Annotated in this window: 16 protein-coding genes; 5 read left to right on the top strand and 11 right to left on the bottom strand. The window is 62.9% G+C overall.

Annotated elements, in window-relative coordinates; translation table 11 throughout:
- Positions 1–66: 66 nt before the first annotated feature.
- Positions 67–948, bottom strand: a complete 882-nt coding sequence (galU, locus tag P3T16_RS12660; RefSeq protein ID WP_429256687.1) for a UTP--glucose-1-phosphate uridylyltransferase GalU — start codon at positions 946–948, stop codon at positions 67–69.
- Between the two features lie 114 nt (positions 949–1062).
- Positions 1063–3930: a valine--tRNA ligase gene (locus tag P3T16_RS12655; protein ID WP_429342564.1), complete on the bottom strand. Its 2868-nt coding sequence runs from the start codon at positions 3928–3930 to the stop codon at positions 1063–1065.
- 248 nt (positions 3931–4178) lie between these two features.
- Here P3T16_RS12655 and P3T16_RS12650 point away from each other — a divergent pair, with 248 nt between their 5' ends.
- Both P3T16_RS12650 and P3T16_RS12645 read left to right on the top strand, forming a co-directional pair.
- A complete protein-coding gene (locus P3T16_RS12650) occupies positions 4179–6539 on the top strand; it encodes a UvrD-helicase domain-containing protein (RefSeq protein ID WP_429342563.1) in 2361 nt (786 codons plus the stop codon).
- Positions 6536–7324, top strand: coding sequence for a 5'-methylthioadenosine/adenosylhomocysteine nucleosidase (locus P3T16_RS12645; RefSeq protein ID WP_429342562.1), 789 nt, complete (start codon positions 6536–6538; stop codon positions 7322–7324). Before P3T16_RS12650 ends, P3T16_RS12645 begins: the two co-directional genes overlap by 4 nt.
- 108 nt (positions 7325–7432) lie before the next feature.
- Here P3T16_RS12645 and P3T16_RS12640 read toward each other — a convergent pair whose 3' ends face one another.
- Together P3T16_RS12640 and P3T16_RS12635 are read right to left on the bottom strand one after the other, a co-directional pair.
- Positions 7433–9334 (bottom strand): propionate--CoA ligase, encoded by a 1902-nt coding sequence (locus P3T16_RS12640; RefSeq protein ID WP_429342561.1) that lies wholly within the window; start codon positions 9332–9334, stop codon positions 7433–7435.
- Positions 9335–9575: 241 nt separating this feature from the next.
- Positions 9576–10835 (bottom strand): MFS transporter, encoded by a 1260-nt coding sequence (locus P3T16_RS12635; protein ID WP_429342560.1) that lies wholly within the window; start codon positions 10833–10835, stop codon positions 9576–9578.
- Positions 10836–11271: 436 nt separating this feature from the next.
- Here P3T16_RS12635 and P3T16_RS12630 point away from each other — a divergent pair, with 436 nt between their 5' ends.
- On the top strand, positions 11272–12954 hold the full coding sequence (locus P3T16_RS12630) for a methyl-accepting chemotaxis protein (RefSeq protein ID WP_429256681.1): 1683 nt from the start codon (positions 11272–11274) through the stop codon (positions 12952–12954).
- 975 nt (positions 12955–13929) lie between these two features.
- On the opposite strand, the gene P3T16_RS12625 is transcribed toward P3T16_RS12630, so the two are convergent.
- The 4 genes from P3T16_RS12625 to P3T16_RS12610 are packed head-to-tail and all read right to left on the bottom strand — an operon-like array spanning position 13930 to position 18825.
- On the bottom strand, positions 13930–14790 hold the full coding sequence (locus P3T16_RS12625) for an efflux RND transporter periplasmic adaptor subunit (protein ID WP_429342559.1): 861 nt from the start codon (positions 14788–14790) through the stop codon (positions 13930–13932).
- 13 nt (positions 14791–14803) lie between these two features.
- Positions 14804–15004 carry a DUF1656 domain-containing protein gene (locus P3T16_RS12620; protein ID WP_429342558.1) on the bottom strand — a complete coding sequence of 67 codons (201 nt, stop codon included), beginning with the start codon at positions 15002–15004 and terminating at the stop codon, positions 14804–14806.
- Complete coding sequence (locus P3T16_RS12615; RefSeq protein WP_429342557.1) at positions 14994–17201, bottom strand: FUSC family protein; 2208 nt, start codon at positions 17199–17201, stop codon at positions 14994–14996. The genes P3T16_RS12620 and P3T16_RS12615 overlap by 11 nt, the downstream gene beginning before the upstream one ends.
- A gap of 13 nt (positions 17202–17214) precedes the next feature.
- Positions 17215–18825, bottom strand: a complete 1611-nt coding sequence (locus P3T16_RS12610; protein ID WP_429342556.1) for an efflux transporter outer membrane subunit — start codon at positions 18823–18825, stop codon at positions 17215–17217.
- A gap of 154 nt (positions 18826–18979) precedes the next feature.
- On the opposite strand from P3T16_RS12610, the gene P3T16_RS12605 reads away from it, so the two are divergent.
- Both P3T16_RS12605 and P3T16_RS12600 read left to right on the top strand, forming a co-directional pair.
- Positions 18980–19918: a LysR family transcriptional regulator gene (locus tag P3T16_RS12605; RefSeq protein WP_429256677.1), complete on the top strand. Its 939-nt coding sequence runs from the start codon at positions 18980–18982 to the stop codon at positions 19916–19918.
- A gap of 217 nt (positions 19919–20135) precedes the next feature.
- The gene (locus P3T16_RS12600) at positions 20136–20291 is read left to right on the top strand and encodes a hypothetical protein (protein WP_429256676.1); all 156 of its coding nucleotides are present in this window, start codon (positions 20136–20138) and stop codon (positions 20289–20291) included.
- Positions 20292–20354: 63 nt separating this feature from the next.
- On the opposite strand, the gene P3T16_RS12595 is transcribed toward P3T16_RS12600, so the two are convergent.
- The 3 genes from P3T16_RS12595 to P3T16_RS12585 are packed head-to-tail and all read right to left on the bottom strand — an operon-like array spanning position 20355 to position 23414.
- On the bottom strand, positions 20355–21077 hold the full coding sequence (locus P3T16_RS12595) for an SOS response-associated peptidase (protein WP_429342555.1): 723 nt from the start codon (positions 21075–21077) through the stop codon (positions 20355–20357).
- Between the two features lie 23 nt (positions 21078–21100).
- Complete coding sequence (locus tag P3T16_RS12590; RefSeq protein ID WP_429256674.1) at positions 21101–21937, bottom strand: metallophosphoesterase; 837 nt, start codon at positions 21935–21937, stop codon at positions 21101–21103.
- A gap of 37 nt (positions 21938–21974) precedes the next feature.
- Positions 21975–23414, bottom strand: coding sequence for an FAD-binding oxidoreductase (locus tag P3T16_RS12585; protein WP_429342554.1), 1440 nt, complete (start codon positions 23412–23414; stop codon positions 21975–21977).
- Positions 23415–23639 lie beyond the last annotated feature (225 nt).

Genomic DNA, 23639 nt, shown 5'->3' with positions numbered 1-23639 from the left:
ACGGATGCACAGCGGGATGCACAGCGCCTTCTGGAACGACCACTTCTGCAGGATATGCGGGGCGCCTTACCCTTCCAGCACCGGCGACCGCGTCCTGAGATACTCCTCAAAATCCGCCGCCACTTCCGGGTGACGTAGCGCAAACTCGACCGTCGCTTTCAGATACCCGAGCTTGCTGCCGCAGTCAAAACGCGTGCCGTGATACTTGTACGCGAGCACCTGTTCATCGGCAAGCAGCGACTGAATCGCGTCCGTCAATTGAATCTCACCACCCGCACCCGGCTTGATTGCGCGGATGTGATGGAAGATGCGCGGCTTAAGCACATACCGGCCGACCACACCCAGGTTCGACGGCGCCACTTCCGGCGCCGGTTTTTCGATGATTCCCGACAGTTTGATGATCGAATCTTCCCATTCCTTGCCGTCGACGATGCCGTACGACTTGGTCTCTTCATGCGGGATTTCTTCGACGCCGATCACCGAGCTGTGATAGTGATCGAAGACCTCGATCATCTGCTGCATCACGGGCGGCTTGCCGTACAGCAGGTCGTCCGCGAGGATGACGGCGAACGGGTTGTCGCCCACCAGCTTCTCGGCGCACAGCACGGCGTGGCCGAGACCCAGCGCTTCCGGTTGGCGCACATAGAAGCAGTCAACGTGACTCGGCTTGATGCTGCGAACCAGTTCGAGCAGCTTCTGCTTGCCGCGTGCTTCGAGTTCAGCCTCGATCTCATACGATTTGTCGAAGTGATCTTCGATCGCCCGCTTGCTGCGCCCGGTCACGAAGATCATTTCCGTAATGCCCGCCGCCATCGCTTCTTCAACCGCATACTGGATCAGCGGCTTGTCGACGATGGGCAGCATTTCCTTCGGGCTCGCCTTGGTGGCAGGGAGGAACCGGGTGCCAAGACCAGCTACCGGAAAGACTGCTTTTGTAACTTTTAGCATGTGATTACCCTGGGTCCTCTGGTTTCAGTGCGTGCGAAATATCGGCTGCTATCGCGTGTCTGGGTGCGCGTTCTGGTCCGCGCTCCGGTCAACATCGCGCAACAGGTACGACGCTCAGGCCGGCAGACGCGCAAGTTGCGCAGTGAGCTTGCCAATCGTGGTCTGATATTCTGCCAGCCTTTTCTGCTCCTGCTCAACGACCGCAGGCGGCGCTTTTGCAACAAAACTCTCATTCTGAAGCTTGGCATTACATTTCGACACTTCTGCGGTCAATCTCGCAATTTCCTTCGACAGGCGTTCGCTTTCCGCCGCGACATCGATCTCGACCTTCAGCACGAGCTTGTCATTGCCTACGATAGCAATTGGTGCGCCTGCTGCCTGCGCATCGAGCGTTGCTTCGTCGACGATGATCTGGACCTCCGACAGTCGGGCCAGCGCCTGAGCGTACGGCGCGAACGTGCGCAGCCGTTCCGCATTGCCGGTGGCGAGGAGCGGCACCTTCGTCGCGGGCGACAAGTTCATCTCGCCGCGCAGGTTACGCGCCGCGTCGATGATCGTCTTCAGGTCCGATACCCACCGCTCGGCGGCTTCGTCGATCTTCTTCGGCTCCGCGACCGGATAGCGCTGCACCATGATCGATGCTTCGCCTTCAGCCTTCCCTTCCGGATAGCTTGCCGCAAGCGGCGCCACCTTTTGCCACAAAGCTTCGGTGATAAACGGAATCACCGGATGCGCGAGACGCAGGACGGTTTCGAGCACGCGTAGCAGCGTGCGGCGCGTTGCGCGCTGCTGCTCCGGCGTGCCGGTCTGGATCTGCACCTTCGCAAGTTCTAGATACCAGTCACAGTATTCGTCCCACACGAACTTGTATATGGCGTTTGCCACATTATCAAAACGATAGTCGGCAAAACCCCTGGCGACCTCAGCCTCGACGCGTTGAAGCAGTGACACGATCCAGCGGTCTGCCTGCGAAAAATCGGTGTAGCCGCCTGGGCCGCAATCACCCGGCTGGCAATCGCCCGGCTTGCTGAAGCCGCAGTCGTGACCTTCGCAGTTCATCAGCACGAAGCGCGTGGCGTTCCACAACTTGTTGCAGAAGTTGCGATAGCCCTCGCAGCGTGCAAGATCAAAATTGACGTTGCGCCCGAGCGTCGCCATCGATGCCATCGTGAAGCGCAATGCATCCGTGCCGAAGGCCGGAATGCCTTCCGGGAATTCCTTGCGCGTTTTCTTTTCGATCGACGTAGCCTGCTTCGGATTCATCAGGCCGGTCGTGCGTTTCGCGACCAGCGCGTCGAGTTCGATGCCATCGACGATATCGATCGGGTCGAGCGTGTTGCCCTTGCTCTTCGACATCTTCTGGCCTTCGGCGTCGCGCACGAGGCCGTGCACATAAACGGTGTCGAAAGGCACCTTGCCGGTGAAGTGCGTGGTCATCATGACCATGCGCGCGACCCAGAAGAAAATAATGTCGAAGCCGGTGACGAGCACCGACGACGGCAGGAAGTGTTCCAGTTCCTCCGTCTCGTTCGGCCAGCCGAGTGACGAGAAGGGCACGAGCGCCGACGAGAACCACGTATCGAGCACGTCTTCATCGCGACGCAGTGCGCCGGTGTAGCCCTTCGCAATGGCCTGTGCCTTCGCTTCTTCTTCGGTCTTCGCGACGAAAATCTCGCCATTTTCGCCGTACCACGCCGGGATCTGATGGCCCCACCACAGTTGGCGCGAGATACACCAGTCCTGGATGTTCTCGAGCCACTGGTAATACGTGGTCGTCCAGTTCTCCGGCACGAATTTGATCTCGCCGCTGCGCACGACGTCGAGCGCCGTTTCCGCAATCGATTTGCCCGGATTGAACGTGCCTTCGGGCGCCGGCTTGCTCATCGCGACGAACCACTGGTCCGTCAGCATCGGCTCGATCGCGACGCCCGTACGGTCACCACGCGGCACCATCAGCTTGTGCGGCTTCACGGATTCGAGCAGGCCGAGCGCTTCGAGATCGGCGACGACCTGTTTGCGTGCCTCGAAGCGGTCGAGGCCGCGATATTTTTCCGGCGCGTTGTCGTTGATCTTCGCGTCGAGCGTGAAGATCTCGATTTGCGGCAGCTTGTGGCGCAGGCCGACCTGATAGTCGTTGAAATCGTGTGCGGGCGTGACCTTCACGACGCCCGTGCCGAATTCGCGGTCGACGTAGTCGTCGGCGATGATCGGGATATCGCGACCGGTGAGCGGCAATCTGACCGTCTTGCCGATGAGATGCGCATAGCGCTCATCTTCGGGATGAACCATCGCGGCGACGTCGCCAAGCATTGTTTCAGGACGCGTCGTGGCGACCGTCAGATGGCCGGAGCCGTCCGACAGCGGGTACTGGATGTGCCACAGGTGGCCGTTTTCTTCCTCGCTGACCACTTCGAGGTCGGAGACGGCGGTGAGCAGCACCGGATCCCAGTTCACGAGGCGTTTGCCGCGATAGATCAGACCCTGTTCATACAGACGGACGAACACGTCGCGCACCGCGGCGGACATCCTGTCGTCCATTGTGAAGTATTCGCGCGACCAGTCGACCGACGCGCCGAGGCGGCGCACCTGGTTCGTGATGGTCGAGCCGGACTCCTGCTTCCATTCCCACACGCGTTCGATGAACTTCTCGCGGCCGAGATCGTGGCGGGAGATCTTCTGCGCATCGAGCTGACGTTCGACGACGATCTGCGTGGCAATACCCGCGTGGTCGGTGCCGGGCAGCCACAGCGTGTTGTTGCCGAGCATGCGGTGATAGCGCGTGAGGCCATCCATGATGGTCTGGTTGAACGCGTGACCCATGTGCAGCGTGCCCGTGACATTCGGTGGCGGCAGTTGGATCGAAAAATCCTTGCGGTCCGCATCCATCGTCGGGGCGCTGTAACCGCGTTTTTCCCACTCGGGGCCCCACTGGGCCTCGATTGTCTGGGGTTCGAAACTCTTGGCAAGCGTGCTGTCGCTCATTGTTGGAAGTCTGCCGAAAAATGCGTGAAAAGAAGCGGGGAATGCCCAATTATAAAGGCTCGAGCGGCCGGCAAGGCGCAGGCGCATCCTGATTGGCCATCCGGACAAGGCTGGAGCTGGGAAGAACCCGCCGAAGTCCTGGCCGGTTGGCCAGTGCAAGCGGCACGAAGCGGCACGAACAGCGCCTGGACTTATAATGTCCGGCGACCTGCTCAATGTAGCTTCACCCCGCCGTCTACCCATCTCACATGCCCGATCTGTTAGCGAATCTGAATCCCGAACAACACGCCGCCGTCACGTTGCCGAACGAACCGGCACTCATTCTGGCTGGCGCCGGCAGCGGCAAGACGCGCGTGCTGATCACGCGGATCGCGTGGCTGATCCAGAACGGGTTCGCTTCGCCGTCCACGATTCTCGCCGTCACGTTCACGAACAAGGCCGCGCGCGAAATGATGTCGCGCCTGCAGGGGCTCTTGCCCATCGATACGCGCGGCATGTGGATCGGCACGTTCCACGGCCTGTGTAACCGGATGCTGCGCGCCCATCACCGCGATGCGGCTTTGCCGGCCACGTTCCAGATTCTCGATACGGCCGACCAGCTGTCGGCCATCAAGCGTCTGATGAAGGGCCTCAACATCGACGACGAGAAATATCCGGCGAAGAACCTGCAGTACTTCATCAACAACGCGAAAGAGCAGGGGCTGCGTCCGAAAGACGTCGACGCCACTGACAACTTCAACCGCAAGTTCGTCGAGCTTTACGAAGCGTATGACCAGCAGTGCCAGCGCGAAGGCGTGGTGGATTTTCCTGAGTTGCTGCTGCGCTGTTTCGAACTGCTCGCGCACAATCCGCCGCTGCGCGCGCATTACCAGGCGCGCTTCCGGCACATTCTCGTCGACGAGTTTCAGGACACCAACAAGCTCCAGTACGCATGGCTCAAGATGCTCGCGGGCCAGACGAATTCGATCTTTGCCGTCGGCGACGATGACCAGTCGATCTATGCCTTCCGCGGCGCGAACGTCGGCAACATGCGCGATTTCGAGCAGGAATTCAACGTACGGCATCTGATCAAGCTGGAGCAGAACTACCGTTCGCACGGCCATATTCTCGACGCCGCGAACCAGTTGATCGCGAACAATTCGCGCCGTCTCGGCAAGAACCTGCGCACGGACGCGGGCCACGGCGAGCCGGTGCGTGTGTATGAAGCCGCGACGGATACACAGGAAGCCGGCTGGATCGTCGAAGAGATCAGGGCGCTCATCAACACGGGCACGTCGCGCAGCGAGATCGCCGTGCTGTACCGGAGCAACGCGCAGTCACGGACGATCGAGCACACGCTCGTGAACGTGGGCATTCCATACCGTGTGTATGGCGGTTTGCGCTTTTTCGAGCGACAGGAAGTGAAACATGCGCTCGCTTATCTGCGTCTGATCGACAATCCGAATGACGACACCGCGTTCGCGCGCGTCGTCAATTTTCCGACGCGCGGTATCGGCGCGCGCTCGATCGAGCAGCTGGCGGACGCGGCGCGCCTGTACAACGTGTCGATGGCCGCGGCGATTCCGTATGTCACCGGCAAGGCCGGTTCGAGCCTCGCCAGCTTCGCGACGCTGGTCGCGAAGATGCGCGCCGAAACGCAGCAGATGAGCTTGCCGGAGACAGTCGAGTACGTCGTGCGCGCGAGCGGCCTTTCCGACTTCTATCAGAACGAGCGCGAAGGTCAGGATCGGCTGGAAAACCTGCAGGAACTGGTCAACGCGGCGGCCGCGTTTGTCAGCGAAGAGGGCTACGGCCTCGACACGCCGGCGCGTTCCATTCCACTGCGCCCGGGTGCGACGGCCGCGCCCGAACTCGTTACCGCGACCGATGATCCGAATACCGTTGTGCTCGACGCCGCTACGCCCACCGACCCGGCGCAGAATCCCGACACGATGACGCCGCTTGCGGGCTTCCTGTCGCACGCGTCGCTGGAGGCGGGTGATAACCAGGCGCAGGCCGGTCAGGAAGCGGTCCAGCTGATGACGGTGCACGCGGCGAAAGGCCTCGAATTCACGGCCGTGTTCATCACCGGTCTCGAAGAAGGCCTGTTCCCGCACGAAAACAGCGCGATGGAATCGGATGGGCTCGAGGAAGAGCGGCGTCTTGCGTATGTCGCGATCACGCGCGCGAAGGAACGGCTCTATCTGTCGTTCGCGCAGAGCCGCATGTTGCACGGCCAGACGCGCTACAACATTCGCTCGCGTTTTTTCGACGAATTGCCGCAGGAGACGCTGAAGTGGCTCACGCCGAAGGTCGAGGCAGGCGCGCGCTGGGGTGGCCGTTCAGACAACGCCGGGTATGGCCGCGACTGGTTCGCGCGTCCTGACCACCAGCAGGGCTATACGGGCGCGGCGACGACGTCCGCGCCGCTGCCTGCTTTTGCGAACGCGCAACGGGCTGCGGAAACGGGCTTTCGTGTCGGGCAGCAGGTATTTCACACGAAGTTTGGCGAAGGCACGGTGACGGCGCTCGAAGGCGGTGGCGCCGATGCGAAAGCGCAGGTCAAATTCAAACGACACGGCGAGAAATGGCTGGCGCTCGCCGTCGCAAAACTGCAGGCGGTGGAATGAGTACGGTGCAGCTTTCAAATAACGAGGTCGCACGTCGTCCGCTCGGCGTGCTCGCGGCGTTGCCGCAGGAACTTGGCGACCTGCTGGCCGCCATGCGCGCTGAATCGGGCGTACGCACCATCACGTTGGGGCAGCGTGATTACCACGTGGGAACGGTGCAGGGCACGCCGTGCGTTGTGACGCTCGCGCGTGTCGGCAAGGTCGCGGCGGCGGCGACCGTCAGCGCGCTGATTCACGTCTTCGACGTCGAAGCTGTCGTGTTCGCGGGCGTCGCGGGCGGCGTTGGGCGTGATGTGCACATCGGCGACATCGTCGTGGCCGACATGCTGTTGCAACACGATCTCGACGCGTCGCCACTCTTTCCGCGATTCGAAGTGCCTTTGCTGGGCATGGCGCGCTTTGGCGCTGATGAGACGTTGTCGGCGCAACTCGCGGCGGCTTGCGAAAGTTTCGTCGCGCAAGAGGGAGGCGCGCTTTCAACGCGCTTCAGTACGCAGATGCCGCGCGTGCATCGCGGGCTGATCGTCAGCGGCGACCAGTTTGTCGCGAGCGCCGCTGCGGTTCAGGCGCTGCGCGACGCATTGCCGGACGCGCTGGCGGTCGAGATGGAAGGTGCGGCGATCGCGCAGGTGTGTTTCGAATATGGCGTGCCGTGCGCAATCGTGCGCACCATTTCCGATACTGCGGATGCGCACGCGCCGGCTTCGTTTGCTACGTTTCTGGTCGAGATCGCCGGCGCATATTCAACCGGCGTTCTCACGCGGTTTTTTCAGATGCGCGGTTGACGAAAGCGGTGTTTCGCCACGTCGCAAGGAACGGATTTCGCGAAGGCGCTGACCGGTTCTGGCAAGCCGATCACACCGGTCACACCGCAAACCCCTTCACGATCCCGTTCACCCCAGCGCCTCATCCAGCGCCGCGCGAATCTGCCCGAGCGCGGCGGGATCTTCGATAGTAGGCAGATCGCCCGGGTCGCGGCCTTCTGCAAGCGCCGCGATCGCGCGCCGCAACAGCTTGCCGGAGCGCGTCTTCGGCAGCATCGACACCACGTGCACGCGGGCCGGCCGCGCGATCGCGCCGAGTTGCCGGTCCACCGTTGTCGCCAGATCCGATTCGAGCGCAGCACGCGCTGCAGCGTCCGCGTAGCGATCCGGCTCGCGCAGCACGACGAACGCGAGCGCCACCTGTCCCTTCAGCTTGTCCGCCACACCGACGACCGCCACTTCCGCGACCGACGCATGGCTCGACAGCGCTTCCTCGATTTCGCGCGTGCCGAGGCGGTGTCCGGCGACGTTGATCACATCGTCGGTGCGACCGAGGATCGTCACGTAACCGTCGTCGTCCTGCACGCCCCAGTCGAACGTCGAATACAGCTGTTGCCCCGGCACGCTCGACCAGTACGTGTCGACGAAGCGTTGATCGTCGCCCCACACCGTCGACATGCAGCCCGGCGGCAGTGGATAGCCCAGCGTGATCACGCCTTTTTCGCCCGGCGTGCACGGCTCGCCCGTATATTCGTTACGCACCGACAGGTTGTAGCCATAGGCCGGCACGCCCGGCGAGCCGAGCTTCGGCGGCAATGCATCGATGCCGCGCTGGATCGCGATAATCGGCCAGCCGGTTTCCGTCTGCCAGTAGTTATCGACGACGGGTTTGCCGAGCGCATCCGCGATCCACGAAGCAGTCGGTTCGTCGAGCGGCTCGCCAGCGAGAAACAGCGTGCGCAGACTCGACAGGTCGGCCTGCTTCATGAACTTCGGGTCCTGCTTCTTCAGCACACGCAGCGCCGTCGGCGCGGTGAACATCAGGTTGATCCCGTACTGCTGCACGAGCCGCCACCAGATGCCGCCATCGGGACGGATCGGGGTGCCTTCATACATGACCGTCGTGAGCCCCGCGATCAGCGGCGCGTAAATGATGTAGCTGTGCCCGACCACCCAGCCGATATCCGACGCGGTGAACATCGTGTCGCCCGCGCGGCCCTCAAAGATGTATTCCATCGATGCCGCCAGCGCCACTGCATAGCCGCCGACGTCGCGCTGCACGCCTTTCGGCTTGCCAGTCGTACCCGACGTGTAGAGCACATACGAAGGCTCACTCGATTCGAGCCATTCGCACGGCACGTGAGCGTCGAAATACTGTTCGCGCAAGGGCTCGTACGCGACGAGATAGCTCGCGTTGAGCCGTTCGGGCGCGAGTTGTCGGTCGATCAGAAGCACGTGTGGCGGCTTGTGCCGTGCGCGCGCGAGCGCTTCGTCGACGAGCGGCGTGTAGTCGATGACCTTGCCGCCACGCGCGCCGGCATCGGCGGTGACGATCAGCGCGGGCTTCGCATCGTCGATGCGCGCGGCAAGATTCGGCGCCGCGAAGCCGCCGAATACGACCGAGTGAATCGCGCCGAGCCGCGCGCAGGCGAGCATCGCGAACGCAGCTTCGGGAATCATCGGGAGATAGAGCAGCACACGCTCGCCGCGCTTCACGCCGAGCGAGCGCATCACAGCGGCCATCCGGTTGACCTCGGCGTGCAGCTCGGCGTAGGTATAGCGTCGCTCGATGCCGGTCTCGGTCGACACATAGATCAGCGCGTTCTGCTGCGCCCGCGCGACGAGATGCCGGTCCACCGCGTTATGACACAGGTTCGTCCGGCCGCCCACGAACCATCGCGAAAACGGTGGATTCGAGCGATCCAGCACGCTGTCGAACGGCCTTTCCCAGTGGATGCGTTGTGCCTCGGTGCCCCAGAACGTCTCCGGGTCGTCGATCGAGCGGCGGTGGAAATCGCGATAACGGGTCATCTGCGGCGATCCTTCTGCGAAGCGTTGAGCGGAACAGCGACCGGCTTGCATCCGCCTGCCGGTAGCGGCCACACGGGCGGCTCGCGGGCAATGCGTGCGCACAGCATAGAGCAGCGTAGCACCGTCGAACAACGCGGGTTCACCATGACGCGCGATCGTCTCGCCGTCCACTCGCGCGCAAAAGAAAAGGCGCCGCGGTGCGGCGCCTTAAGCTACGGCGAGCGAATCAGACGCAGTGCGCTCAGGCCTTCGCTTTCTTGCGTTCGAGATCCGGCAGGAACACCGTCAGCACGCCGAGCAACGGCAGGAACGAGCAGACCTTGTAGACGTAGGCAATGCTCGTCGCATCGGCCAGCTGGCCGAGCACCGCAGCGCCGACGCCGCCCAACCCGAACGCGAGACCGAAGAACAGCCCCGCGACCATGCCGACTTTGCCCGGAATCAGTTCCTGCGCATAGACGAGGATCGCCGAGAACGCCGACGCCAGCACGATACCGATCACGACGGTTAGCACGCCCGTCCAGAACAGGTTCGCGTACGGCAGCAGCAGCGTGAACGGCGTGACGCCCAGGATCGACACCCAGATCACGTATTTACGTCCGATACGGTCGCCGATCGGGCCGCCGATCATCGTGCCCGCCGCGACTGCCGCGAGGAACACGAACAGATGGACCTGCGCCGCCTGGACCGGCAGATGGAAGCGGTCGATCAGATAGAACGTGAAATAGCTGTTGATGCTCGCAAGGTAGAAGTACTTGGAAAACACGAGCAGCACCAGCACGCCCATCGCGAACAGCACCTTGTTTCGCGACAGCGTCGGGTGGCCGGCCTGCGCGCCGCGCGCCTTCTTCGTCGCCGGATGACGTTTGTACCAGCGGCCGATCTGCGTCAGCACGACGATTGCAACCAGCGCGGCCACCGAGAACCACGCGATGCTGCGCTGACCGTGCGGAATGACGATCAGCGCGGCGAGCAGCGGTCCGAGCGACGAGCCCGCATTGCCGCCCACCTGAAACAGCGACTGCGCCATGCCGTGCTTGCCGCCGGACGCCATGCGCGCCACCCGCGACGATTCCGGGTGAAACACCGACGAGCCGCAACCGACCAGCGCCGCCGCCACCAGCAGCACGCCGAAGTTCGGCGCGACCGACATCAGCAGCAGACCCGACAGCGTGAAACCCATGCCGACCGGCAGCGAATACGGCTTCGGATGTCTGTCGGTATAGATGCCAACCAGCGGTTGCAGCAGCGATGCGGTGATCTGGTAGACCAGCGTGATCAGTCCGATCTGCCCGAACGACAGCGCGAAGTTGTCCTTCAGCATCGGGTAGATGGCCAGAATCAACGACTGGATCATGTCGTTGAGCAGGTGCGAAAAGCTGATCGCGCCGAGCACGGAGTAGACCGTGCGCTGCGCCCTGGCAGCAAGCGGCGGCGCGGCGGGGCTGCCGGCGGCGGCAGGCGCGGCGCTCAGGGCGCTGTTTTCGAGGCTCGTTTCCATAAGTATCGAAAAAGGGACAGGGAAGAAAAACGTCTCGCGAACCGGCGAATTCCGGGGCCGCGACATCAGGACGCAGCGATCGAAATTGTTTTGCCGGAGCTTATCTGCTAACTCCGAGAGTTTAATTTGGCTCAGATGAATTGTCCGGCCAACATTTGTCGCGAATCGGACATCGCTGATACCGCGAATCGTGCCAAAGTGGTGCAAAAATGTCCCGAATAGTGAGCTTGCACGTCTGCAAATGCTTCCGGTGGACTTATTGACCGTGTATAAATCCAACGCGGATGCGCGGCTCACGAGGCGGCGCGACACGGGGCGGAGCGCCGGAGCGACATTAAAGATCGCGGCGGGCGATGCCGTAGACCCGGATAGATAAGCAGAAATGCCGGAACTGACCTTTCTGGCAGCCAGGTTTTACACGCGGGGGAATAAAAGAATGAAAACAGTTTCGCTGGGCAATCAACCAGGTGCAAAGCCAGGCGCAGGTGCCGGGGCGAACAGGGAACGCGCGGGCGGCGGATCGCCATCGCGCAAGGGCGCTGGCCGGCTCGCCGGCCTGTCGGTGAAGGCGACGCTGCGGCTGGCGTTTGCATTGCTGCTGGTCGGTACGATGGCGATCGGCGTGTTTTCGCTGGCGCAGATCAGCCGTCTGAACGGTTCGACCCGTTCGATCTACGATCAGGGCCACGTCGCGAGCCGTGCTGCTGAAGAGGCGCGCGGTTACGTGCTGCGCGCGAGCCGCGCCCAGAAGATGCTGCTTACCGCGACCACCGCGAAAGAGCGCGACGACCTTGGCAACGACATCGAAACGGGCCTCGCGTCGATCAGTACCGAACTGAATACGCTGCAGCAATACGTCGATCCGTCCGACGGCGCTGCCGTTGCGCAGCAGAAAAAATTCTCGGCCGCCGTGACCACGTGGAGCGGCAACCTGCGCGCGTTCGTGACGCTCGTGAAGGCACAGCCGCTCGATCTGTCGCAGATGAACTGGCAGGTCGGCACGCAGGACGTGTCATTGCTGGTCGAGACGGGCAAGCTCGAAAAGCTCGTCGACGAACTGGTCGCGCAACGCGGCACGGCCGCGAAGGCGACCATCGAGGCTTCCGCGTTCATCTACCGCTCGTCGTTCGTGATGATGGCCGTGATGACGGTGGCGCTGATGGTGCTCGCGTTTTTCGTCAGCGAATGGGTGGTGCGGCGTCTTGCGCGCCAGCTCGGTGGCGAACCCGTGTATGCGAAAGAGATCGCAAGCCGGATCGCGGCGGGCGATCTGTCGAACGAGATCGTGCTGGGGCGCAAGGACACGTCGAGCATGTTGTCCGCCTTGCGCGACATGCAGACTGGTTTGTCGACGACGGTCGCGGATATTGCGGCGAGTGCGGAAGCGATTGCTTCGGCGTCGGGCGAGATTTCGATGGGGAATCTGGATCTGTCGAAGCGGACCGAACAGCAGGCGGTTGCGCTGGAGCGCACGGCGAGCAGCATGGAGCAGTTGACGTCGACGGTGCGTCAGAACGCTGACAACGCGAAGCAGGCGAGTGCGCTTGCAAACAATGCTTCGGAGATTGCGGAGAAGGGCGGCGAGGTGGTGGGCCGCGTGGTCGCGACGATGGGCGCGATTAACGATAGCGCGCGGAGTATTGGCGACATCATCGGCGTGATTGAGGGGATTGCGTTTCAGACGAACATTCTGGCGCTGAACGCAGCGGTTGAGGCTGCGCGGGCGGGTGAGGATGGACGCGGGTTTTCGGTTGTGGCTGGCGAGGTTCGAAATCTTGCTGGGCGCTCCGCTGCGGCTGCGAAAGAGATCAAGCTGTTGATCAATGCGTCGGTCGAGCGGGTGGGGAATGGCTCGGCGCTTGCTCACGATGCCGGACAGACGATGGATGAAGTGGTGAAGGCCGTTAAGCGCGTGACGGACATCATGGGGGAAATATCGGCTGCTTCCGCCGAGCAGAGTTCTGGGATCGAAGAGATTAATCTTGCTGTTACGCAGATGGACTCCGGAACACAGCAGAATGCCGCGCTGGTTGAGCAGGCTACTGCGGCTGCCCGATCGCTCGATGATCAGGCGAGGGCGTTGAAGGGGATGGTTGGGAAGTTCAGGCTGGGGGTTTGATTTTTGGTTGTTGCTGTTTTTGCTCTCGGGCTATTAGCGTTGCCCCTGTGCGGGGCGGCACGTACTTTTCTTTGTCCCCCACGGGACTTTTGCGTAGTGTTTTTGGCCTTTCCTTGTATTCATGTCGGTCTATTAGCGTCGCCCCTGTGCGGGGCGGCACCTACTTTTCTTTGTCCTTGCCAAAGAAAAGTAGGCAAAAGAAAGGCGCCGAAAACTCTTCGCTTCCTGGTGCGTCATCACCGGGGAATGGCACCCCATGAAGTGTCGCCCCCGCGCTTCACACGGCATGGGTCCGCGCACGATCCGATCTCTCGCGCAGCACCGCTCGTGACACAGGGCTCATTCATCCCGCTCCGCACTGCGTGCGTCACGGACGGGTGTCTAGTAGCGGTGCGCGGGCCGCACTTCACAAAGTACGCAGGAAGTCGACGCTCGGCAGAGTGTAGCGAGCGCGCCGCAAGCGTTGGACGCAGCTACCCTCTCTCCAAAAAGCCGTCGGCTTTTAAAGAGATACCTCGCTACTAACGCCGCCCGGTAATGCCGCTAACAATGCAACAGGCGAGAATAGCGGAAGGGCAAGCGGAGGGATTGGTGTACCTAACGGCGATGCGCGTAGCGCGGAGTCGGGTGGATGAGCCCTTTGTCACTAAGGATGCTGTGCGAGAGATGTTCTCGTGCGCGGACCCATGCGGCATGAAGTGCGGGGGCGACACTTCATGGGGTGCCGTTCCCCGTGTGTCACACAACCTGGAAGTATCGAGTTTTCGGCGCCTTTCTTTTGCCTACTTTTCTTTGGCAAGGACAAAGAAAAGTAGGTGCCGCCCCGCACAGGGGCGACGCAAATAGACCGACATGAATACAAGGAAAGGCCAAAAACACTACGCAAAAGTCCCCTTGGGGAACAAAGAAAAGTAGATGCCGCCCCGCACAGGGGCAACGCTAGCAGACCAAAAGCAAAGAAAGCAGCAACCAGCCTCAGCGAGGCGTAACAACCACAGTACAGGTAGTCCCGGCGGACAAAACCAACCCATCCGGCACCTGATCAATATGAATCCGCACTGGCACGCGTTGTGCCAGCCGAACCCAGTTGAACGTCGGGTTCACGTCAGCCAATAGCTCACGGCTCTGCGGATTATCGCGATCGTAAATACCTCGCGAAATACTTTCGACGTGCCCCTGCAAAACCCCACCGCTCATCAACCGTATCTCGGCCTTGTCGCCGATCCGAACCCGCGGCAATTTTGTCTCTTCAAAATACCCATACACCCAGAACGAATGGCTATCGACAATCGCGAGCTTCGGCGTGCCCGCCGTCGCATAGTCTCCGCGATACACGGATAGATTGGTGATATACCCATCCACCGGCGCCACCACCCGCGTGCGCTCCAGATTCAGTTTCGCTGCATCCAGCGCGGCAATCGCCTGCTGATACTGCGCCTGTGCCGCCGTCGCCGAGTGCGATGCGTTTTCGCGGCTTTCCTTCGAGACAACCAGGCTGTCCATGTCGGCGCGACGTTGGGCCTCGTCGCGACGTGCCTGCAGCTCCGCCTTGCGCGCAGCAACCGCCGCCTGCGCCTGCTCGACCGCAATCTGATAGTGCGCAGGATCGATCTGCATCAGCAGGTCGCCTTTCTTCACCAGCTGGTTGTCCCGCACCGGCAGTTCCACCACCGCGCCCGAGACGTCCGGGGCGATGTTGATCACTTCCGCCCGCACGCGGCCGTCGCGCGTCCACGGTTCGTCCATGTAGTGAACCCACAGCGCGCGGCCAATAAAGATCGCGACTGCGAAAATCGCAAGCGTCGCGATAAAGCCAATAATTTTTCGGATGGTCATGTTTCGACTCTGATCAACGATAAACGGCGAGGCCAAGCACCCCGCACACACAGACAAGCAGGCTCGCCCGGAACAAGGATGGATGCCAGACGATACGGTACAGCCCCGTCCAGGCAATCACGCGATCCAGCATCCACGTAATCGCGGCGCCGGCAATGAACAGCAGCACAATGGCCGGCACGTAGGCGTCAAGGACAGCAATCTCACGCGGCATGGCGGTCTCCCTCAAGCGCTTCACCCCGGCCGCCCACCAGTGCCTCCAGCGGCGACTGCGGGTCGAGCAGCGCAGTACGTATGAAATGCAGATGACTCAGGATGCGCTGCAACTGGTGCCGCTCCTCGCGCGGCTGCGTGAAAGTCGCGAGCACCGGCTGTGTCAGCGCGATCGCGTCGGCGGTGGCGAGCAACGCCTCATCCATGCGGTCGGCGCCCGGCCGGTCGAAGAGGTCCGCCAGCGTGTCGCGCATCTCGCGGATCGCGACGCGCCAGGGCATCGATTCTTCGTAGCGCGGATCGGCGGGCAACGTCGCCAGTTCGTTGCGCACGTCGATGACTGCGTTGCCCACTTCCAGCACCGCGAACAGCCAGCGCAATGTATTCAGCTTCAGTTCGGGCTCGCCCTCGGCCAGCGCGTTGATCTGGAACATCAGGTCGCGCGCGCCGCTTTCGAAGTGTGAACGCAGACGTACAAGCCGCCCGTGACAGCTCAGCACCACCTGGCGGCGCAGGTCATGGAACAGCCGGTTACGCAGCCACGGCGTCGATGGCGGCAGCAGCACGGCGAACGCGATCGACGACACCAGCATCGACATCACCAGCGCCAGCGCATCGTTCATGAAGCTTGTCGGATCGTAGTGGACCAGGTTGTCCGGACCCGCCAGAAAGCAGAAGAAAATGCAGTAGCCGATGCCGTAGCCGGCCAGCTTCGGCCGCGTCGTCATGAATATGCCGAGCAGCAGGAAGGGCGCGAGCGCCAGCGCGAGCAGCGGAAAGCCGTCGATGTGCGGATAGATGCCGAACGTGACGATCATCCCCATGATCGACGACAGGACGGTGCCGGCCGCCATCTGGAACGCAGTACGCGTCGGGTAAGGCGACGACGACGCCAGCGCGCAGATGGCCGCCGCGTTCAGCACGAGCGTCGTGCCGCTCGGCCACGCGGTCGCGATCCAGAACGCGCCAAGCACCAGCATCACGATTAGCGCGCGAAGGCCCGCGACGCCCGCCGCGATCAGGTTCGTCTTCGGCTCGTAGCGCTCGATCCAGCGTTCGCGCTCGTGCGTGTCGACGGCCAGCGACGCATACGTGGCCGCGTACGCATGCAGATCGTCGACGAAGCGATAGAGCAGTTCGCTCGCCGTGTCGAAGTCGAGCAGCGGGCACTCCGGATTGTGCTCGAGCTCGGCGCGCGTCGCCCGGATGCGCTTCGGCAACGCGGCCTTGTACGCTTCGAGCTGCGCGGCGGCGTGCGCGGCGTCGGCAGCGGTGAGCACCGGCTCGCCCGCGCTCGACTTCGCGAGGAGCGGCGCGATCTCCTTGTAATACGGCTCGAGCGCGGCAATCGTTTCGGCGGCTGCAGTCTTGTGCAGACGGTTCATCAGCTGATGCAGCGCATGAAAACGTGTCGACGCAGTCATGAACTCGCTGTTCAGCCGCGACAGACGTCCGCTTTTCATCCGCGAATCCGGGCTCTCGAACACGGCGACGCTGCGGGTCGCTTCGAAGCCCACGATATCGGCAACAAAGCGCGCATTCGTCGCTTCGATCTGCTCGCGCGGGATGCGCCCTGAGAGCGACCCGGATATGTATTCGACAAACGAACTGAAGCGCGCCCGCACGGTGGTGCGCATCTGCTCGCCGGCGTGCTGGGGAAACACCAGCGCGCTGACCGCGCCGGAACACAGGATGCCGACCGTGACTTCGGCCACCCGCGTGAGCGCGGAGAGGAACGCGCCGTCCGGATGCTGCGACGCCGGGATGCCGATCAGTGCGGCCGTGTAACCGGCGAGCACGAAACCGTACGAGCGGAAGTTGCGGTTACGCGCCGCGCCCGCCGTGCAGATGCCAACCCAGATCGCGGTCGTAACGATGAAGAGTTCCGGTTGCTGCGAAAAGAGCCCGAGCAGCGCAAGCATCACGATGAGTCCGACGAGCGTGCCGCAGATCCGGTAGAAGCTCTTCGCGAGCACCATCCCGCTTTGCGGCTGCATGACGACGAACACGGTCGTCATCGCGGTGCGCGGCTGCGGCAGATCGAGCTTCATCGCGATGCCGAGCGCGAGCAGCGCGGCGGCGATCGCCTTGAACATGTAGATCCAGGTGCGACCGTCGGTGCGTGCCCAGTCGGCGGCGGCCGCGTAGAACGCGACGAGCGGCGACGGCGGCGGGGCGGAGGAGAGAGGCGTGGACATGTGAGCGCCGCGCTTACTTCTGTGACGCCGTGTCAGCGGGCGCCGTGCCAGCGGACGCCGTGCCCGCGGCCGCCGTGCCGGAGGGCGCGGTCGACGTGGCGAATGCGGCAGACGTAGCAACCGTCGAAGTCTTCTTGCCGCGTCCGTGCGCAGGCAGCGTCTCCGTGGTGTCCGGTCCGTCTTCCGGTTCGATGACGCCTCCGCCGAGTGCGGTCACAAGCGAAGCCTGCACGTCGATCCGTTCAGCCTGCACCCGCGCGACGCCTTCCTGCGCTCGAAGCAACTGCGTTTGCGCGATCAGCACGTTCAGGTAATCGGTCAGACCGCGCCGGTAGCCTTCCGCGGACAGCTGGTAGTTCCGGCGCGCCGCATCGACCGAACGTTGTTCGTCCTTCGCCTGCGTTTCGAGCGAGCGCATCCGCACGATCTGGTCGGCGATGTCCTTCAGCGCGCTGACGATCGTCTGGTTGTACTGGTCGACCGCGACGTCATAGCCGGCGGAAGCCGCGCCAAGCTGCGCGCGCAGCCGCCCGCCTTCGAAGATCGGCAGCGACAGGGCCGGCCCCGCCGTCCAGCCGCCGTTCGCCGCATGCAGGAACTGGAACATCGGGCCAGCCGCAGCAAAGCCGCCGACCGACGCGAGCAGGTTGATGTTCGGGTAGAAGTCGGCCTTCGCGACGTCGATGCCACGTGCCTGCGCCGCGACCGTCCAGCGGGCAGCGACGACATCCGGCCGGTGGCCAATCAGTTCGGCCGGCAGCGCTGACGGCAGACCGATGGGCGCGGCGAGCGCAATGGCAGGACGGGCGATCGATTCGCCTGCGCCCGGACCCTTGCCGGCCAGCGCGGCCAGCTGGTTGCGGCCCAGCGCGATCTGTTCTTCGTACGCGTCGATTTGCCGTTCGTACTCAGGCAGCGGCGTTTCGGCCTGGCTGACTTCGAGTTGCGTGCCGAGACCGCCTTTCAGGCGCTTCGTCGCGAGATCCAGAATGCGGTGCTGCTGGTCGACCGTCGACTTTGCGATGTCGAGCAGCGCGTAATTCATCGACATCTGCACGTACGTGCGCACGACGTTCGCTTCGAGTTCGAGCTGCGCAGCGCGGGCGTCGGCGGCGGTGGCGTGCGCCATATCCAGCGCGCGCTCAGCGTTGTTCCTGTCGTGGCGCCACAGGTCGAGGTTGTAGGAGAGGCTGATGGTGCCCGTGTTGTTCCACGTGTTGGCGTCGGAGAGCGGGCCCGGACCGTAATAGACGTTGTCGGGCCAGTGTTGACGCTGCAACGACAGATCGCCCTTCACCTGCGGCGACAGCGCCGATGCGGCTATGCCGGCCATCGACTTCGCCTGGCGCACGCGCGCCTGCGCGACCGCGAGCGTGGGATTGCCTTCTTGCGCCGCCGCAACCCATGCGTTCAACTGCGGGTCGTTGAAGACACGCCACCAGTCGGCGGCGGGCCATTTCGCGTCGGCGTTGGCCGCGCGGATGGCCGCGCCGGCATCGAGCGTGGACGTATTGAGCCCCTGTGACTGCGGCGCGATGCCTCCGGTATTGGCACAGCCGGCGATTATTAATGAGATCGCAAGAACGCTAAACGCAACGATCCCTTTCGATACCGGAGACTGCACGATTTGCTCCTTAATTGACTATAGAACACTGTGCGTCATTATATTTTTCGAGGGATTGCTGAATAACCTGTAAAGATGCAAGGCATCTTTACGGGAATTGAGATAATTGTTCTTGCGATTCATGTAACAATCCATCGGGTCAACGGAAGGATATATGGATACGCTTCAAAATATGCGCGTATTTGCTCGTGTCGTAGAGGCTGGCAGCTTCACGGGCGCCGCGCAGCATCTCAATACCACGACCGCCTATTGCTCACGCGCTGTGTCCGATCTCGAAGCGCATCTGCGCACGCGGCTGCTCAACCGCACGACGCGCCGCATCGCGCTGACCGAGGCCGGCGAGCGTTATCTGCAGCGCTGCGAGGAGATTCTCGCGTACGTCGAGCAGGCGGAAGCGGAGGCGAGTGACGCCCATGCGCGACCGTCCGGCAAGCTGAAAGTACACGCGATGACGAGCTTCGGCCAGCACTACGTCGTGCCTGCCGTCGGGCGGTATCAGAAGCGCTATCCGGAGGTTCACGTCGAGCTGACACTCGCGCAGCGCATGCCCGATCTGCTCGACGAAGGCTACGACGTTTCGCTGACGGTTGCGACTGGTCTGCCGGATTCGGGCCTCGTCTCGCAGCGGCTGGGCAGCGCGTTCAGCATTGCCTGCGCGTCGCCGGCCTATCTGGAGCGCAACGGTATTCCGCAAGTGCCGGCCGATCTGGCCAGACATACCTGCCTGCAGATGGTGACGCCGGTTTTTCCCTCCGACGAATGGATTTTCGACGGCCCGGATGGTCAGGAATCCGTGTTTCTCGGCCCGGCGACGTTTCAGGTGAATGTCGCGGAGGCGATGGCGGTCGCGGTGCGTGAGGGCATGGGCGTTGGCCTGATTCCGATCTATTCGGCGATCAGCGGTCTGCGCAGCGGCGAGCTTGTCTGGATCCTGCCGGCGTACACGTCGCAGGAAATGAACGTGTATGCGCTCTATGCGTCACGTCAGTATCTGGACGCCAAGATCCGTACGTGGGTCGAATTCATGCGCGACGAATTGCCGGCGACGCTCGCTACCGATCAGGCCGAGTTGCGCCAGTTTGCGCGGACGTAAGTTTTCGCGTCGGCCGCACAGCCAGCCGCCGTTTGGCGCGGATGATGTGATGTCGACCGTTGCGCGCTGTTACAGACGTGGCGCATCGCAACATTTCCTTACTTCTTCCTGCGAATCGATTTGCTAACGTTTGGTGAATGCACTGATCGACCTGACTTACATCAGACGTTATCACCTGAATTACCCGCATCACTCGAACCGCACGAAGAGGAACCCCATGGATACGCATCTGCTCGTCGGCGTTGCCGTCATGCTTGGACTGATCGGAATCGCCGCGTCGCGCGAACTCCTGCGCATACTGCGGCCGCAGCCTCAACTCGTCCCCATCAAGGTTTCCCGTCCAGTTCGTTCGGATCGTTCTGATATTCGCTGATTATTCGCTGACCATGCGCCTGGCTCTGGCCGCTTCGCCGCTTTCGTGGCCAGTGACCAGTGGTCAGGGCAGCGCCTCGATCAGGCCGGGCTCGTCGCTTAGCAGGCGATTGACGTCGCCACTGACGCGATACCACACGAATTCGCTCGCTGGCACACATGCCTTGCGGGCAAGCAGTTCGAGCTCCCGCAGCGGCAACGACGGATCGAACCAGCGGCGCGCCGTATCGCGCGACAAGACCAGCGGGCGTCGATCGTGCACGTCGATCAGTCCCGCGTCGGCCGTCGCGGTCACGATCACCATGCCCATTCCCTCTGTTTGACGCCCCGGTTCGCGCACGCTGGAAAGCGCCGCGAGATACATCGGCTCGTCGCGTTTCAGGCGCACGTACCAGGGCTGACGTTCCCTGATATCGCTCGCCCCCGGCGCTGCGTCGGTGCCAGCGGTTTCCAGTGCGGGCTCCACGTGCCATTCGAACCAGCCATCGGCGGGCACCAGCACGCGGCCCGTGCGCCACAGCGTGCGGAAATAGCGGGCGGTCGCGGCCGTTTCGGCGCGCGCGTTGATCGTCTGCGGCAGATTTTCTTCGACGGCCCACGGCGGCCGGTAACCCCAATGGACTGCGCGGACGGTTTCGTCAGGATAAATCGCGAGCGGATGCATGCCGGGCGCGAGGTTGTAGCCCGGGCGACGGTCTGCGGCATCGAACAGCATGAACGGATTCGAGAGGCCAAGATGTTCTGCGTAACGTAGCGGCTGGCTGTACTGGCTGATCCGGTTACACATGAGGCCTCCGAAGGGACAGCGCTCTAGATTTCCACGACCTTGTCCCACGTGAAATCGGGGTTTTCGAGCTTGCCCGTGCGTCGGTCGATGTAGCCGCGCGGGTTGCACACGACGCGCGTGCCGTTGACCGTGTAGTCGAACGCGGTATGCGTATGACCGTGGATCCACAACGCAGCGGGCGCGCGGACAAGCTCCGGCAGGTCATTGACGAAGCCCGCCGATACGCGGTCTTCCGCATAACGTGCGGAGAGGCTGAGCCGGTGCGGCGCGTGATGGGTCACGACGATCGTCTTGCCGTCGAACGGGCGGGCCAGTTCCGCTTCGAGCCACGCACGCGCGCGGACGTGCAGCGCGAGCGAATCGGCGGGCGTGAAGTCGCGCGGACCTTCGGCGGCGGCGCTGCTGTCGCCGCTGCCGGGGTCGACATTGTGCGGCCAGGTCAGCTGGATGAGCCCGCGGAAGTCGAGCATGACGCGTTCCGCTGCGGCGATCGATTCCGCGCGCGCTTCGTCGCTCGCGCCATACAGTGTGAAGTCGGTCCACAACGTGGTGCCGAGCACGCGCCAGCGGCCCGCCGGATCGACGAGCGACGCGTTATTCAGGAAGTGGACGTTATCGACCGCGTGCGCGGCGTCGCGCATCGCCGATTCGAGCGCGCCGAACTCGCCGTCGTAGTACTCATGGTTGCCCGGCACATAGATGACGGGCACGGCACCGTCGAACGTCTCCGCGGCCCAGCGCAGGCCAAGCGCGTGGTTATGGATGTCGCCGGCGAGGACGACCAGATCCGCGTTCGCGTGCGGGATCACTTCGGGCTCGTCGCATTCGAGATGCAGATCGGACAGAACGCGAATTTTCACGGACACGGCTCCTTCGTCGATATCGATGCGCCGGACCTCAGCGTATCACCTTGCCGGGGTTCATCAGATTGAGCGGATCGAGTGCGGCTTTCAGCGTGCGCATCAACTGCACTTCGACCGGCTGCTTGTAGTGCATCGCTTCGTCGATTTTCAGCTGCCCGAGGCCATGTTCCGCGCTGATGCTGCCGCGATGCCGGTGCACGCTGTCGTAGACGATCTGGTTGATCGATATCTGATACTGATCGAGAAACGCCTTCGCGTCGACCCCTTCGGGCGCCTGCACGTTGTAGTGCAGGTTGCCGTCGCCGAGATGGCCGAACGTCACCATTCGCGCGCCCGACACGTGCTTCGCAATGGCCGCGTCGGTTTCCTCGATGAAATGGCCGATGCGCGAGATCGGCACGGCGATATCGTGCTTGATGTTCAGCCCTTCCTCGGCCTGCGCAAGCGGAATGTGTTCGCGCAGATCCCAGAATGCATTCGACTGTGCGAGATTTTCCGCGACGACCGCATCTTCGACGAGGCCGTCCTCGAGCGCCGTTTCCATCAGCCGTTCGAAGAGGGCGCGCGCGTGCTCCTCGCTTTCGCTATCGGACAGCTCGAGTAGCACGACCTGCGCGTGCGCGTCGGCGAACGGATAGCGCATCTGCGGGAAATGCGCGCCGACGAGCCTGAGGCAGAAATCCGACATCAACTCGAAGCCGGTCAACAGCGGGCCGGCGCAGCGTTGCGTCAGCGCGAGAAAATCGAGCGCGGCGTGCGGTGACGCAAGCGCGGCCAGCGCCGTCACACGCGCCGCGGGTTGCGGATGCAGTTTCATCACGGCCGCGGTGATGATACCGAGCGTGCCTTCGGCGCCGATGAACAGATCGCGCAGGTCGTAGCCGGTATTGTCCTTGCGCAGTCCGCGCAGGCCGTCCCACAGTTCGCCTTGCGGCGTCGCAACTTCGAGACCGAGACACAGCTCGCGCGTGTTGCCGTAACGCAGGACGCCCGTCCCGCCGGCGTTCGTCGCAAGGTTGCCGCCGATTGTGCAACTGCCTTCAGCCGCGAGACTCAGCGGGAACAGGCGGCCGGCTTCTTCCGCGCGCGCCTGGACGTCGGCGAGGACGACGCCCGCTTCCACCGTGATCGTGTTGTTGTGCGGATCGATATCGCGCACCCGGTTCAGACGTTTCAGGCTCAGCACGACCTGTTCGCCACTGTTGTCTGGCGTCGCGCCGCCGGCGAGGCCGGTGTTGCCGCCTTGCGGGACGATCGCGATGCGGTGTTCGACGGCACGTTTGACGAGCGCTGCGACTTCATCAGCGGTGGAAGGGCAGAGCACTGCGAGCGTGGCGCCCGTGTAGCGACGACGCCAGTCGGTGATGTACGGGGCGGTGTCGTGCGGGTCCGTCAGGACATGCGCGGCGCCAATGGCATCGCGGCAGGCGTCGAGGAAGGTGCGATGGCGAGAGGCTTCAGCGGGTTGGCTCATGATGGTGGTCGGTCGGGTTGTGTCGCCCGGCTTTAGTGCGTGTATTGCGGTTGGTGTACGTGGCGTTCCGGGTGGGCTGTTGTGCGTTTGCGGGATCTCCACGTTCTGCTGCATATATTGGGTTGTTGTGCGCACTGGCGCCATGCGCGCGGTTATCGGCGCTTTTCAACCCGCTTTTCAGCCTGTTTCTCGGCCTTGCTTCTCGGTCTCGCTTCTCAGCCTCGC

The organism is Paraburkholderia sp. GAS42, from assembly GCF_050436565.1.
GTDB lineage: Bacteria > Pseudomonadota > Gammaproteobacteria > Burkholderiales > Burkholderiaceae > Paraburkholderia.
Note: the sequence above shows the minus strand (reverse complement) of the source record. Positions and strands in the feature narration are given on the sequence as shown.

Excerpts from the sequence above, each read along its gene's own strand:
- galU (WP_429256687.1), bottom strand. The coding sequence starts at position 948 with ATGCTAAAAGTTACAAAAGCAGTCTTTCCGGTAGCTGGTCTTGGCACC.
- P3T16_RS12655 (WP_429342564.1), bottom strand. The coding sequence starts at position 3,930 with ATGAGCGACAGCACGCTTGCCAAGAGTTTCGAACCCCAGACAATCGAG.
- P3T16_RS12650 (WP_429342563.1), top strand. The coding sequence starts at position 4,179 with ATGCCCGATCTGTTAGCGAATCTGAATCCCGAACAACACGCCGCCGTC.
- P3T16_RS12645 (WP_429342562.1), top strand. The coding sequence starts at position 6,536 with ATGAGTACGGTGCAGCTTTCAAATAACGAGGTCGCACGTCGTCCGCTC.
- P3T16_RS12640 (WP_429342561.1), bottom strand. The coding sequence starts at position 9,334 with ATGACCCGTTATCGCGATTTCCACCGCCGCTCGATCGACGACCCGGAG.
- P3T16_RS12635 (WP_429342560.1), bottom strand. The coding sequence starts at position 10,835 with ATGGAAACGAGCCTCGAAAACAGCGCCCTGAGCGCCGCGCCTGCCGCC.
- P3T16_RS12630 (WP_429256681.1), top strand. The coding sequence starts at position 11,272 with ATGAAAACAGTTTCGCTGGGCAATCAACCAGGTGCAAAGCCAGGCGCA.
- P3T16_RS12625 (WP_429342559.1), bottom strand. The coding sequence starts at position 14,790 with ATGACCATCCGAAAAATTATTGGCTTTATCGCGACGCTTGCGATTTTC.
- P3T16_RS12620 (WP_429342558.1), bottom strand. The coding sequence starts at position 15,004 with ATGCCGCGTGAGATTGCTGTCCTTGACGCCTACGTGCCGGCCATTGTG.
- P3T16_RS12615 (WP_429342557.1), bottom strand. The coding sequence starts at position 17,201 with ATGTCCACGCCTCTCTCCTCCGCCCCGCCGCCGTCGCCGCTCGTCGCG.
- P3T16_RS12605 (WP_429256677.1), top strand. The coding sequence starts at position 18,980 with ATGGATACGCTTCAAAATATGCGCGTATTTGCTCGTGTCGTAGAGGCT.
- P3T16_RS12600 (WP_429256676.1), top strand. The coding sequence starts at position 20,136 with ATGGATACGCATCTGCTCGTCGGCGTTGCCGTCATGCTTGGACTGATC.
- P3T16_RS12595 (WP_429342555.1), bottom strand. The coding sequence starts at position 21,077 with ATGTGTAACCGGATCAGCCAGTACAGCCAGCCGCTACGTTACGCAGAA.
- P3T16_RS12585 (WP_429342554.1), bottom strand. The coding sequence starts at position 23,414 with ATGAGCCAACCCGCTGAAGCCTCTCGCCATCGCACCTTCCTCGACGCC.